At 72.5% G+C, this 12758-nt stretch carries 10 protein-coding genes; 8 read left to right on the top strand and 2 right to left on the bottom strand.

The window, feature by feature from the left end; all coding sequences use genetic code 11:
* The 5 genes from ACSQ2D_RS07730 to ACSQ2D_RS07750 all read left to right on the top strand — a co-directional run bounded on the left by ACSQ2D_RS07730 (window position 1) and on the right by ACSQ2D_RS07750 (window position 6041).
* Complete coding sequence (locus ACSQ2D_RS07730) at window positions 1-969, top strand: phosphatidate cytidylyltransferase (RefSeq protein WP_435985378.1); 969 nt, start codon at window positions 1-3, stop codon at window positions 967-969.
* 4 nt (window positions 970-973) lie between these two features.
* A complete protein-coding gene (locus ACSQ2D_RS07735) occupies window positions 974-1792 on the top strand; it encodes an SDR family NAD(P)-dependent oxidoreductase (RefSeq protein WP_435985379.1) in 819 nt (272 codons plus the stop codon).
* 103 nt (window positions 1793-1895) lie between these two features.
* Window positions 1896-3179 (top strand): 23S rRNA (adenine(2503)-C(2))-methyltransferase RlmN, encoded by a 1284-nt coding sequence (gene rlmN, locus ACSQ2D_RS07740; protein WP_435985380.1) that lies wholly within the window; start codon window positions 1896-1898, stop codon window positions 3177-3179.
* Between the two features lie 90 nt (window positions 3180-3269).
* Entirely contained in the window at window positions 3270-4418 is a 1149-nt protein-coding gene (locus tag ACSQ2D_RS07745) for a N(5)-(carboxyethyl)ornithine synthase (protein WP_435985381.1), read from the top strand.
* Window positions 4419-4454: 36 nt separating this feature from the next.
* A complete protein-coding gene (locus tag ACSQ2D_RS07750; RefSeq protein ID WP_435985382.1) occupies window positions 4455-6041 on the top strand; it encodes an aspartate:alanine exchanger family transporter in 1587 nt (528 codons plus the stop codon).
* A gap of 76 nt (window positions 6042-6117) precedes the next feature.
* Here the strand turns inward: ACSQ2D_RS07750 and ACSQ2D_RS07755 are convergent, their stop codons facing one another.
* Window positions 6118-7125 (bottom strand): GlxA family transcriptional regulator, encoded by a 1008-nt coding sequence (locus ACSQ2D_RS07755; protein ID WP_435985383.1) that lies wholly within the window; start codon window positions 7123-7125, stop codon window positions 6118-6120.
* Window positions 7126-7196: 71 nt separating this feature from the next.
* On the opposite strand from ACSQ2D_RS07755, the gene ACSQ2D_RS07760 reads away from it, so the two are divergent.
* Together ACSQ2D_RS07760 and ACSQ2D_RS07765 are read left to right on the top strand one after the other, a co-directional pair.
* Complete coding sequence (locus tag ACSQ2D_RS07760) at window positions 7197-8570, top strand: MFS transporter (protein WP_435985384.1); 1374 nt, start codon at window positions 7197-7199, stop codon at window positions 8568-8570.
* Between the two features lie 4 nt (window positions 8571-8574).
* The gene (locus ACSQ2D_RS07765) at window positions 8575-10488 is read left to right on the top strand and encodes a propionyl-CoA synthetase (RefSeq protein ID WP_435985385.1); all 1914 of its coding nucleotides are present in this window, start codon (window positions 8575-8577) and stop codon (window positions 10486-10488) included.
* Window positions 10489-10599: 111 nt separating this feature from the next.
* On the opposite strand, the gene ACSQ2D_RS07770 is transcribed toward ACSQ2D_RS07765, so the two are convergent.
* Complete coding sequence (locus ACSQ2D_RS07770) at window positions 10600-11715, bottom strand: LOG family protein (RefSeq protein ID WP_435985386.1); 1116 nt, start codon at window positions 11713-11715, stop codon at window positions 10600-10602.
* Window positions 11716-11797: 82 nt separating this feature from the next.
* Between ACSQ2D_RS07770 and ACSQ2D_RS07775 the strand changes: the two genes are divergently transcribed.
* Entirely contained in the window at window positions 11798-12736 is a 939-nt protein-coding gene (locus ACSQ2D_RS07775; RefSeq protein WP_435985387.1) for an AEC family transporter, read from the top strand.
* Window positions 12737-12758 lie beyond the last annotated feature (22 nt).

Genomic DNA, 12758 nt, shown 5'->3' on the forward strand with positions numbered 1-12758 from the left:
ATGATGACGACTGACTCCCCGTCGGACCCCGTGGATCCCGCACCCGCGGCGCACGCCGGCGACGGCGGGGCCGGGCCGCTCGAGCCCGTCCCCTACGACCCTGCCCTCGACGAGCTCGCCGGCCTCCCCGCCGAGCAGGTCATCGAGAAGAAGCAGAGCCGCGCGGGCCGCAACCTGCCGGCGGCCATCGCGGTGGGCGTCGGGCTCGGCATCCTCATCGTCGCGACCCTGCTGATCCGCAAGGAGTCGTTCATCGTCCTCGTCGCGCTCGCCGTGGCCGTGGGCATCTGGGAGCTGCGGGCGGCGTTGCGGCACGCCGCGGTCCGGGCGCCGCTCGTGCCTCCGGTCGTCGGCATGGTCGTCATGCTGTGGGCCGCCTTCGTCCACGGTCCCGCCGGCCTCGTCGTCGCCTGGTCGCTGACGTGCCTCGCCGTCGTGCTCTGGCGCGGCACCGGGCGCCTCGACGGGGCAGGGCGCGACGTCCTCGGTGGCATCTTCATCGCCACCTACCCGACCTTCCTCGTCGGCTTCGCGATCCTGCTGCTCGCGCCCGCGGACGGCGTGGGCCGCCTCTTCGTCTTCCTCATCACGACCGTCTGCAGCGACGTCGGGGGGTATGCCGCGGGCGTCCTCTTCGGCAAGCACCCCATGGCCCCCACGATCAGCCCCAAGAAGTCGTGGGAGGGCTTCGCGGGCTCGGTGCTGCTCTGCATCGTCGCTGGCTCGCTCACCGTCCACTTCCTGCTCGACCACTCGTGGGTCATCGGGATCGCGCTCGGTGTCGGGGTGGCCGTCGCCGCGACGGTCGGTGACCTCATGGAGTCCCTCATCAAGCGCGACCTCGGCATCAAGGACATGTCCAACGTCCTGCCCGGCCACGGCGGCATCATGGACCGGCTCGACTCGCTCGTCGTCGTCGCCCCCATCGTCTGGGCCGTGCTGACGCTGCTCGCCGCCAAGCCGGGCTGACCGGGTGGCTGCGCCCCTGGCGTCCGGTGCCGTGACCGCGCCCTTCGACCAGAGCGGCCGGGTCGCGCTCGTGACGGGTGCCGGCAGCGCGACCGGCATCGGCTTCGCCACGGCGCTGATGCTCGGCCGGATGGGTGCGACCGTCGTGCTCGGTGCCACGACCGACCGGGTGCACGAGCGCGCGGCCGAGCTCCGTGGCGCGGGCGTGAGGGCCAGCGGCCACGTCGGCGACCTGACCCGGGAGCTCGCGGCCGAGGAGCTCGTCGAGGCCTGCCTCGCCGAGCACGGGCGCCTCGACGTCGTCGTCAACAACGCCGGCATGACGAGCGCGGCCGACCCCGACACGCTCGGCGGCGACCTGCCGGCCACCGACCCGTCGCGCTGGCACGGCTCGCTCGCCCGCAACCTCGACACCGCCTACCTCGTCACCCGGGCCGCACTGCCGCACCTGCGGGCGTCCGGGTCGGGCCGGGTCGTGCTCGTCAGCAGCGTCACCGGGGGCGTCATGGCCATGCGCGGCGAGGTCGCCTACGCGACGGCCAAGGCGGCGCTGGTCGGGCTCGCACGGGCCCTCGCCGTCGACGAGGGAGTGCACGGCACCACGGTCAACGCCGTCGCCCCGGGCTGGGTCGCCACCGGCTCGCAGACCGACGACGAGGCACGCGAGGGACGGGCGACGCCGCTCGGCCGCTCCGGCAGCGCCGACGAGGTGGCCGCGGCCATCGCCTTCCTCACCAGCCGAGAGGCGTCCTACGTCACGGGGCAGGTGCTCGTCGTCGACGGCGGCAACGCGGTCAGCGAGCAGCGCGCACCCCGGGCGTGACCGAGGCGTGGGCACCGGCTGCGGGAGGGCGGCATACGCCCTCGGTCGTGGTCGCCGCGCGCCCGACCCGCGTTTTGACTCCACCTGAGAGACTGGAGGGGAGATGACCGACACCCCAGCCCCCGCCTCCGAGTCCGCCGCTGCCCCAGCCCCGGAGCATGCTTCCGCGCCTGCTTCCGCGCCTGCTGCCGCGCCTGCTTCCGAGACCGCCACCGGGGCGGCGCCCGTCGCGCTTCCCGAGCCGACGACCGCCCGCCCCGTGCCGGGGCAGCTGACCTTCCAGGCACCCCGCCGCGGCAAGCCGCCGCGGCACCTCGCCGACTTCACGCCGTCCGAGCGCAAGGAGGCCGTCGAGTCCCTGGGGCACAAGGGTTTCCGAGCCAAGCAGCTGTCGACGCACTACTTCGAGCGCCTCGAGGACGACCCCGAGCAGATGACCGACCTGCCGAAGGCCGTGCGGTCCGAGCTCGTCGCCGACCTGCTCCCGACCCTGCTGACGCCGATCGTGCAGCGCGTCGCCGACGACGGCCAGACGATGAAGTACGCCTGGCGACTGCACGACGGCGCGATCGTCGAGTCCGTCCTCATGCGCTACCCCAACCGCGTCACGATCTGCATCTCGAGCCAGGCCGGGTGCGGCATGAACTGTCCCTTCTGTGCCACGGGCCAGGCGGGCCTGACGCGCAACATGTCGGCCGGCGAGATCGTCGACCAGGTCGTGTGGGCGGCCCGGGCGCTGCGACGCGGTGAGCTCGCCGGCGGCGGGGACGACGACCGTGAGGCGCCGCTGCGGGTCAGCAACGTCGTCTTCATGGGCATGGGCGAGGCGCTGGCCAACTACAAGGCCTCGATCGGCGCGATCCGCCGCCTCACCGACCCGGCGCCCGACGGCCTCGGCATGTCGGCCCGCGGCATCACGATGTCGACGGTCGGGCTCGTCCCCGGCATGGACAAGCTGACCGCCGAGGGCATCCCGGTCACCCTCGCGCTCTCGCTGCACGCCCCCGACGACGAGCTGCGCAACGAGCTCGTGCCGATCAACACCCGGTGGTCCGTCGACGAGGCGCTCGACGCCGCGTACCGCTACTTCGAGGCGACCGGGCGTCGGGTGTCCATCGAGTACGCCCTGATCCGCGACATCAACGACCAGGGCTGGCGCGCCGACCTGCTCGGCGAGAAGCTCAACCGGCGCGGCCGCGGATGGGTGCACGTCAACCCGATCCCGCTCAACCCGACGCCCGGGTCGAAGTGGACCGCGAGCCGGCCGGGCGTCGAGCAGAACTTCGTCGAGCGCCTGCGCGCCCACGGCATCCCGACGACGATCCGCGACACGCGGGGTCAGGACATCGACGGGGCCTGCGGGCAGCTCGCCGCCTCGACGGCCTGACACGCGTACGCTGGCGGGGTCGTGCCCCGCTCGGGCACTGGTGACGAGTCGCCGGGCAGAGCGCGGGGCGGCCCACCAGGAGGTCCTCGCATGGTCCAGCTCAGCCTCGGCGTCATGGCCCGGTCCCTCAAGGAGAACGAGCACCGGCTGCCGCTGCACCCCAAGCACGTCGACCGCATCCCCGAGGAGCTGCGCGGGCGGATCTTCCTCGAGACCGGCTACGGCGAGCGCCACGGCGTGTCCGACGACCAGCTCGAGCGCTACGTCGGCGGCTTCCTCAGCCGCGAGGAGCTCGTCGCGCAGTGCGACGTCGTCCTCGCGCCGAAGCCCCTGCTCAGCGACATCTCGGCCCTGCGGGTCGGCCAGGTGCTCTGGGGCTGGCCGCACTGCGTGCAGGACGCCGAGCTGACCCAGGTCGCCATCGACCGGGAGCTGACCCTCATCGCCTTCGAGGCGATGAACCACTGGAACAAGGACGGCTCGTTCAGCCTCCACGTCTTCCACAAGAACAACGAGCTCGCCGGCTACTGCTCCGTGCTGCACGCCCTCCAGATCGCGGGGATCACCGGCGACTACGGCCCCCAGCGGCGCGCCGTCGTCATCGGCTTCGGCGCCACGGCACGAGGGGCCGTCACCGCGCTCAAGGCCCTCGGGATCGGCGACGTCGACGTGCTGACCCACCGCCAGAAGGCGGCCGTGGCCTCGCCCATCCACTCGGCCCGGATCGTGCACTTCGACACCGACGACACGACGGCGCGCGTCAGCCACGCGGTCACCGAGGACGGCCCGGTCGCCCTGGGGGAGTTCCTCGCCGAGCACGACATCGTCGTCAACTGCGTGCTCCAGGACACCGACGCCCCCATCACCTTCATGTCGGACGACGACCTCAAGCGGATGACGCCGGGCAGCATCGTCATCGACGTGTCGTGCGACGAGGGCATGGGGTTCAGCTGGGCCAGGCCGACGACCTTCACCGACCCGACCTTCCTCGTCGGTGACCACGTGCTCTACTACGCCGTCGACCACAGCCCGTCCTACCTCTGGGACGCCGCCACGTGGGAGATCAGCGAGGCGCTGCTGCCCTTCCTGCCGACGGTCATGGGCGGCCCCGAGGCCTGGGACGAGAACCCCACGGTCCGGCGTGCCATCGAGATCCGTGACGGCGAGGTCCAGAACCCCGCGATCCTGTCGTTCCAAGGCCGTTCGTCGAAGCACCCCCACCTGCCGCTCGCGACCTGACCGGAGCCGCAACGACCCGGGAAGGGAGGGGACGGCGTGCTCACTGCGCTGGCAGGGCAGCCGATCCTGCTCCTCGCGCTGCTCATGCTCGTCGGCACGATGCTCGGGCGGGTCCGGCTGGGGACCGTCGAGATCGGCCCGGCCGGAGTGCTCTTCGCCGCGATCGCGGTGTCGGCCACCGGCGTCGCGAACGGCGTGAAGCTCCAGATCCCCGAGAACGTCGGCACCCTCGGGCTCGTGCTCTTCACCTACACGGTCGGGGTCGTCTCGGGCCCGAGCTTCTTCGCCTCCCTGCGCCGAGGGTGGCCGGTGATGCTCTCGGTCGTGGCGACGATCGCCGTCGTCGCGGTCGCCGCCGTGCTGGTCGGCCGGGCCCTCGGGCTCACGTCGTCGGTCGTGGCCGGGGCCTTCACCGGCGCCCTCACCAACACCCCCGCGCTCGCCGCGGCGACCGAGCGGGCCGCGGACCCCGCCGGCCCGACGGTCGGCTACTCCATCGCCTACCTCTGGGGGGTCGTCGGGATGCTCCTCGCAGCGGCGTGGTCGCTGCGCCACCGCGGCAACGAGGCGCCGCCCAGCGAGCCTCTCGTGCACCAGACGATCCGGACGGAACGCGGCGAGGGCCTCTCCCTCGCCGAGGTCGAGAAGCGCTACGACCACAAGGTCACCTTCTCGAGGCTCAAGCACGGCCACCTCGCCAACCCCACGCTCGTCGCCGACGACGAGCTGCTGCTCGGCCCGAACGACCTCGTGACGGTCGTCGGACCACGCGACCTCGTCGACCGGGTCACCCTCGAGCTCGGCCACCGCTCCTCGCACGACATCGTCGAGGAGCACGAGGACCTGGACTACCGCCGGGTGACGATCTCCAACGAGCGGGTCGCCGGCCGGTCGGTGGGCGAGATCGACCTCGAGAGCCGCTTCGGCGCCCACATCAGCCGGGTCCGGCGCGCGGACGTCGACCTCGTGGCGTCGCCGGGGCTCGTGCTGCAGATGGGAGACCGGGTGCGCGTCACGTCGCCGGTGACACGGATGCCGGAGGTGTCGGCCTTCCTCGGGGACTCCGACCGGGGGATGTCCGACATCAACCCGGTCGGCTTCGCCCTCGGGCTCTCCATCGGCCTGCTCGTCGGCATGGTCCACATCCCCCTGCCGGGCGGCGGCTTCGCGCTGGGCGCCGCCGCCGGCACGCTGCTCACCGGACTCGTGTTCGGGCGGCTCGGCCGCATCGGTCCCGTCGTCACCTCGATGTCGAACGGCGCCGCCCAGTCCCTGTCCTACTTCGGCGTCATCACCTTCCTGGCGTATGCCGGCACCCGGGCCGGCGAGCGGATCGTCGGTGCGATCACGTCCGACGTGGGCTGGAAGGTCGCCGTGCTCGGTTTCGTCGTCACGACAGGAGCCGCCGTGCTGCTGCTCCTGGCCGGACGCCTCGTCCACCACATGGGCGGGACCCAGCACGCCGGCATGCTGGCCGGCGCGCAGACACAGCCGGCGATCCTGGCGTTCGCCAACGACCGCACCGGCTTCGACACCCGGGTGAGCCTGGGCTACGTGCTCGTCTACCCGGTGGCGATGATCGCCAAGATCGTCATCGTCCAGGTCCTCGCCGGGCTCGGCTGAGCCTGCGGAGCCCTCCGAGCCCTCCGAGCCCTCCGAGCCCTCCGAGCCCTCCGAGCCCGAGCAGCCCCTCGGCCGGTCAGGCCGGCTCGGCCCGGTAGGTGCGACGGTAGGCGAGCGGCGACAGGCCGACGGCGGCCGTGAGGTGCTGGCGCAGCGAGGCGCTCGTGCCGAAGCCCGCGGCGGCGGCGACCCGGTCGACCGGCAGGTCGGTCGTCTCGAGCAGGTGCCGGGCACGGTCGACGCGGGCCCGCGCGAGCCACGTCCCCGCCGTCTCGCCCGTCTCCTCGCGGAAGCGCCGGGTGAAGGTGCGCACGCTCGTCCCGGCGCGGCGGGCCAGGTCGGTCAGGTTGATCGGCTCGTCGAGGTGCTCGAGGGCCCACGTCCGCGTCGACCCGGTGCCGGCGTCCGAGGCGTCGGGGACGGGGCGCTCGATGAACTGGGCCTGACCGCCCGCCCGCCACGGGGCGACGACGGCGCCCCGGGCCACCCGGTTGGCGGCCTCGGTGCCGAGGTCGCTGCGGAGCACGTGCAGCAGCAGGTCGATGCCCGCGGCGTTGCCGGCCGAGGTGAGGACGTCGCCGTGGTCGACGTAGAGCACGTCCGGGGTGAGGTGGACGGCGGGGAAGTGGCGGCGGAAGAGGTCCTCGTAGACCCAGTGCGTCGTCGCCTCGCGTCCGTCGAGCTTGCCGAGGCCGGCGAGGACGAAGGCGCCGGTGCAGATCGAGAGCCAACGCGCATCGGGCCGGGCCGTGCCGGCGAGCGCGACGAGCTCTGCGGGCAGCTCGCCCTGCGTGACGATCGCGGTGTTCGTGATGCCCGGGACGATGACCGTGTCGGCCTGCGCGACAACGGAGTTCGGGTGGGTCGGCACGGCGGCGTAGCCGGCCGACGTCATGACGGGCCCGTCGTCCAGCGTGCACATCGACACCTCGTAGGGCGGGGGAGCGCCGGTGAGGCGGCCGGGCCAGCCGGGGTCGAGGGCGCTCGCGCTGAAGAAGCGGTGCGGCAGTCCGAGCTCGAACGCGACGACGCCGTCGAGGGCGAGGACGGCGACGCGGTGCGGTCGCGAGGGAGCGGCGGTCATGGCCAGATTCTTGCACATCGTGTCCTTCTGGCCACTCGTCGCCATCGGGGCCGCTCCTGCAGAGTGGGTCCGTGAGCCTGACCGACCGCCGCGCCGACGTCCCCGACGACGCCACACCCGCGCCCGCCACCACACCGATCCGATCCGGTCACCGGGTCCACCCGGCCTGGTGGGTCGCCGTCGTCACCTTCCTGACGATCATCGGCTCGGCCGGCTTCCGCTCCACGCCGGGTGTGCTCATGACGCCGCTCCACGACGAGTTCGGCTGGCCGATGGGCGTCATCGGCGGTGCGGTGTCGGTCAACCTCGTCCTCTTCGGGCTGGCCGCCCCCTTCTCGGCAGCCCTCATGGAGCGCCTCGGCATCCAGCGCGTCGTCGCCGTCGCCCTCGTGCTCGTCAGCGTCGGCTCGCTGCTGCCCATCTGGATGACGGCCTCGTGGCAGCTCGTCCTGTGCTGGGGCATCGTCGTCGGCCTCGGCACGGGCGCCATGGCGATGAGCCTCGTCGCCACCGTCACGGGGCGCTGGTTCGTCGAGCGGCGCGGCCTCGTCACCGGCGTGCTCACGGCCGCGGGGGCCACCGGCCAGCTCGTCTTCCTTCCGGTCCTCGCCTGGCTGGCCGAGAACCACGGCTGGCGCACCGCTGCGATCGTCACCTCGGCCGCGGCCCTGACGGTCGTCCCGCTCGTGCTGTGGAAGCTGCACGACCACCCGAGCGTCCTCGGCATCACGGCCTACGGCGCACCCGAAGGCACCCCGGTCGGGCGCCCGCCCCGCCCGACCGGTCACCCGGCTCACCTGGCCCTGGCGACCCTGCGCGACGCGGCCCGCACCAAGGTGTTCTGGCTGCTCGCCGGCAGCTTCGCCGTGTGCGGCGCCTCGACGAACGGCCTCGTCGGCACGCACTTCATCCCGGCCGCGCACGACCACGGCATGCCGACGACGACCGCCGCCGGCCTCCTCGCCCTCGTCGGCGTCTTCGACATCGTCGGCACCGTCTTCTCGGGCTGGCTCACCGACCGGGTCGACCCGCGCATCCTGCTCGCGGCCTACTACACGCTCCGCGGCGGCTCCCTCTTCCTGCTTCCGGCGCTCTTCAGCGACTCGATGCACGTCAACATGCTCGCCTTCGTCCTCTTCTACGGCCTCGACTGGGTCGCGACGGTGCCCCCGACGATCGCCCTGTGCCGCAGTGCCTACGGCGAGCGTGCGCCGATCGTCTTCGGCTGGGTCTTCGCCTCGCACCAGATCGGGGCGGCCGCCGCGGCCCTCGGCGCGGGCCTCGTCCGCGACCAGCTCGGCACCTACGACCTCGCCTGGTACGTCGCGGGCGCCCTGTGTCTCGTGGCCGCCGTGATGTGCGTCGCGATCACGACCGCTCGTCTGTCAGATGCGTCACCTCGGCGCACCGACTCTGGCGCGCAGGCGCCACCGGCGGCACAGTGAGGCCATGAGCGACGGCGCTTCGACGGCATACGAACGCATCCACGACGACAGCCTGCGCGACCCCGAAGGGTTCTGGCGCAGGGCCGCCGAGGGCATCGACTGGGTGACGCCGCCGACGCGCATCCTCGACGACTCGCGGCCGCCGTTCTACCGGTGGTATCCCGACGCCGAGCTCAACGTCTGCTTCAACGCCGTCGACCGTCACGTCGCCGCCGGCCGTGGTGAGCAGGCCGCCATCCACTACGACTCGCCGGTCACCGGCACGAAGACCACGCTGACGTATGCCGCCCTGCTCGAGCGGGTGCGCGCGGTGGCCGGCGGGCTGCGCGGGCTGGGTGTCGCCAAGGGCGACCGTGTCGTCATCTACATGCCGATGGTCCCCGAGGCCGTCATCGCGATGCTCGCGTGCGCCCGCATCGGCGCCATCCACTCCGTCGTCTTCGGCGGCTTCGCGCCGCAGGAGCTCGCTGCCCGCATCGACGATGCCGCGCCGAAGGTCGTGCTCTCGGCGTCGTGCGGGGTCGAGCCGAGCCGGGTCGTGCCCTACAAGCCCTTCCTCGACGAGGCGATCAGGCGCTCGGAGCACCAGCCCGAGCACTGCGTCGTCCTCCAGCGCGAGCAGCTCGTCGCAGAGCTGGGGGAGCGCGACCTCGACTGGGGCGACCTCGAGTCGAGCGACGCGGCCCGCGAGGGCAGCGAGTGCGTCACCGTGGCGGCGACCGACCCGCTCTACATCCTCTACACCTCAGGCACGACCGGGAAACCGAAGGGCATCTACCGCGACAGCGGTGGCTACGCCGTCGCCCTGCGCTGGTCGATGGCCAACATCTACGACGTCGCCCCGGGCGAGACGATGTTCACCGCGAGCGACGTCGGCTGGGTCGTCGGGCACTCCTACATCGTCTACGCGCCCCTGCTGACGGGCGCCACGACCGTGCTCTACGAGGGCAAGCCGGTGGGCACCCCGGACGCCGGGGCGTTCTGGCGCGTCATCGCGGAGTACGGCGCCGTCTGCATGTTCACCGCTCCGACCGCCTTCCGCGCCATCAAGAAGGACGACTCGGCGGCGTCGAAGGTCGCCGAGCACGACCTCTCGGGGTTCCGCGCGCTCTTCCTCGCGGGGGAGCGGCTCGACCCCGACACGTACGAGTGGGCCTCGGCAGCGCTCGGCAAGCCCGTCATCGACAACTGGTGGCAGACCGAGACGGGGTGGCCGATCGCCAGCAACCCCAAGGGGATCGGGCTGCTGCCGATCAAGCCCGGCTCGCCCACCGTCGCCGTCCCCGGCTACGACGTGCGGGTGCTCGACGCCACGGGCGAGCAAGTTCAGCCGGGCACCGAGGGGGCGATCTGCATCAAGCTGCCGATGCCGCCCGGCACGCTGCCGACGCTCTGGGGCGACGACGACCGCTACGTCAGCTCGTACCTGTCGGCCTACCCCGGCTACTACCTCACCGGCGACGGCGGCTACCTCGACGAGGACGGCTACCTCTACGTCATGGGCCGCACCGACGACGTGCTCAACGTCGCGGGTCACCGCCTCTCGACCGGCTCGCTCGAGGCTGCCCTCGCGGGCCACGAGGCCGTTGCCGAGTGTGCGGTCATCGGCGTCCACGACGACCTCAAGGGACAGGTGCCGCGTGCCCTCGTCGTGCTGAAGTCGGGCGTCGACGCAGAGGCCGACGGCGAGCGGATCAAGCGCGAGCTCGTCGCGCGGGTGCGTGCCGAGGTCGGGGCCGTGGCGGCGCTGCACCAGGTCGACATCGTGGCCGGCCTGCCGAAGACGCGGTCGGGCAAGATCCTGCGCAAGACGATGCGCGAGCTGGCCGACGGCAAGGCACCGGCCGTGCCCGCGACGATCGAGGACGCCTCGGTCCTCGAGACCCTGACGCCGGTCCTGCGCGGCCCATCGTCCTGAGGCCCCTCGTGCACCGAACGCAGCGTTCGGTCTCGAACTCACTGTTCCAACAGCGCGTTCGGCACCGAACGCTGCGTTCGGTCGGGGAGTCGGGGGGTCGGGCGTCAGGAGTCAGAGAGTCGGGGCTGCCAGGAGGGGGAGGACCTCGTCGATCGAGTCGACGAGGTGGACGGCCTCCTCCATCGGGCGACCGGCGGCGATGGCGCGCAGGGCCGGCCAGACCGGCAGGCGCTCGGTCCAGTGCTCGCGCCCGACGAGGACGAGCGGGGGCAGGGGCGCATCCTGCGGCGCGTAGTAGAGCGGCGTCACGGCCTGGAAGATCTCCTGCACGGTGCCGGCCGCGCCGTCGAGGACGACGATCCCGGCGTTCGACCGGGCGAGCAGGCCCTCCTCGCGGATCGCGTTGGAGAAGTACTTGGCGATGACGTCGCAGAAGACGTTGGGCGGCTCGTGACCGTAGAACCACGTCGGGATACCGAGCGACCGGGCCGACGGGCCGAGCGTCTCGGACGGGGCCTGGGGCTCGTCGCCGACGACGACCCGCCGTGCCGCGAGGGCCGTCGTGGCCCAGGCCGTCACGTCCGGCCGGAATCCCGGCACGTTCGCGATGCGGCCCACGGTCTCCTCGACGGCTGCCACGCTCCGGCACAGCGCGCCGAGGTTGGCCGCCTCCATCGCACCGGGACCACCGCCGGTCGCGACGAGGTGCCCCTCCTCGGCGAGCGCGTGGCCCAGTCGCGCCGCGCCTGCGTATGCAGCCGAGTCCCGTTGCAGCGCATGGCCGCCCATGATCCCGACGACCGACCGACCCTGGACGAACTCGTCGAGCTCGTCGGTGACGGAGTCGTCGTGGATCGCGCGGACGAGCGTGGCGTACGCGTCGGTGCGCAACCGGGCGTCGACGAACCACGCGTACGCCCTGGCATCCGGGGTCTCGGCGTAGCCGTGCTCGAGGCCCTCATAGAGGTCCGACGGGAAGTAGAGGCCGCGCCACGGGTCGACCGGGGCGTCGGCGATGCCCGGGAAGAGGATCGCGCCGCGGGTCAGCAGCACCTCTGCCACCGGGACCGGCACCGTGCCCCCGAGCACGACGAGCCCGGTCAGGTCGCCACGGGAGGCGAGCCGGTCGCCGTAGGTGGTGAGGTCGAGGTCCTGGAGCCGCAGTCCGCGCAGCGGCCCGTCGGAGGCGAGGTGGTCGTCCAGCTCGTCGAGCGTCTCGATCTCCATGTGCCCCATCCTGCCCCGGGCGGGTGGCCGAGGAGCGGACCCGGGCGACGTCGCGTCGTCCCCGGCTGGAAGGATCGCCGCCATGGTCGGCGTGCTCGAGGGATTCGCGACGATCGCGATCATCGTCGCGGTCGGCTGGCTGCTCGCCGACCGCCGGGTGCTCGACGACTCGGCGCAGGTCAACCTCTCGCGCCTCGCCTTCCACGTCGCCTCGCCCGCGCTGCTGCTCACCGTCATGCAGCGCACCTCGCTCGACGCCGTCCTCTCGGCCAACCTCGTGACCTCGCTCATCAGCTTCGCGATCATTGTCGGCCTCTACCTGCTCATCGCCCGGTTCCGTTGGGCGGGAGGCACGCTCGGGTCGCGACTCATCGGCAGCCTCTCGGCGGCCTACGTCAACGCAGGCAACCTCGGCATCCCGATCGCGCTCTACGTCCTCGGCGACGTCGCGTGGGTCGCGCCGACGCTGCTCATGCAGCTGCTCATCATCACGCCGGTCTACATGGCGCTCTTCGACAGCGACGCCCGCGGCGAGCGCCCGACTCTAGGCCGGAGCCTGCGCCGGATGTTCAGCAACCCGATCACCCTCGGCGCCGTGGCAGGCCTGCTCATCGCCGTCTTCGACATCGACCTGCCACGCGTCGTCGCCGCCCCCATCGACCTGCTCGGCGCGATGGCCGTCCCGTCGATGCTCGTCGCGTTCGGCATCTCGCTGCGACGGGGGCCGCGCCCGGCGACCGGGCGGGCTGCCGAGCACGTCTGGACGATCGTCGTCCTCAAGACCCTGCTCATGCCGGCCGTCGCGCTCGGCGTCGGCCTCGCGCTCGGACTGCGCGGCGAGGCGCTCTTCGCCGTCGTCGTGACCGCGGCCCTCCCGACGGCGCAGAACATCTTCACGTATGCCGTCCGGTACCGGCGCGAGGTCAACCTCGCCCGCGACGTCATCTTCGTCAGCACCTTCGCGTCGGTCCCGGTGATCCTCGGGATCGCCGCGCTCTTCCACTGGCTCGCCGGCGTCTGACCGCAGCCGGGCGCCCGAGCTC

The organism is Terrabacter sp. LjRoot27 (genome assembly GCF_964254175.1).
GTDB lineage: Bacteria > Actinomycetota > Actinomycetes > Actinomycetales > Dermatophilaceae > Terrabacter.

Coding starts and splice junctions, on each gene's coding strand:
- ACSQ2D_RS07730 (WP_435985378.1), top strand. CDS start 1: ATGATGACGACTGACTCCCCGTCGGACCCCGTGGATCCCGCACCCGCG.
- rlmN (WP_435985380.1), top strand. CDS start 1,896: ATGACCGACACCCCAGCCCCCGCCTCCGAGTCCGCCGCTGCCCCAGCC.
- ACSQ2D_RS07745 (WP_435985381.1), top strand. CDS start 3,270: ATGGTCCAGCTCAGCCTCGGCGTCATGGCCCGGTCCCTCAAGGAGAAC.
- ACSQ2D_RS07755 (WP_435985383.1), bottom strand. CDS start 7,125: ATGACCGCCGCTCCCTCGCGACCGCACCGCGTCGCCGTCCTCGCCCTC.
- ACSQ2D_RS07765 (WP_435985385.1), top strand. CDS start 8,575: ATGAGCGACGGCGCTTCGACGGCATACGAACGCATCCACGACGACAGC.
- ACSQ2D_RS07770 (WP_435985386.1), bottom strand. CDS start 11,715: ATGGAGATCGAGACGCTCGACGAGCTGGACGACCACCTCGCCTCCGAC.
- ACSQ2D_RS07775 (WP_435985387.1), top strand. CDS start 11,798: ATGGTCGGCGTGCTCGAGGGATTCGCGACGATCGCGATCATCGTCGCG.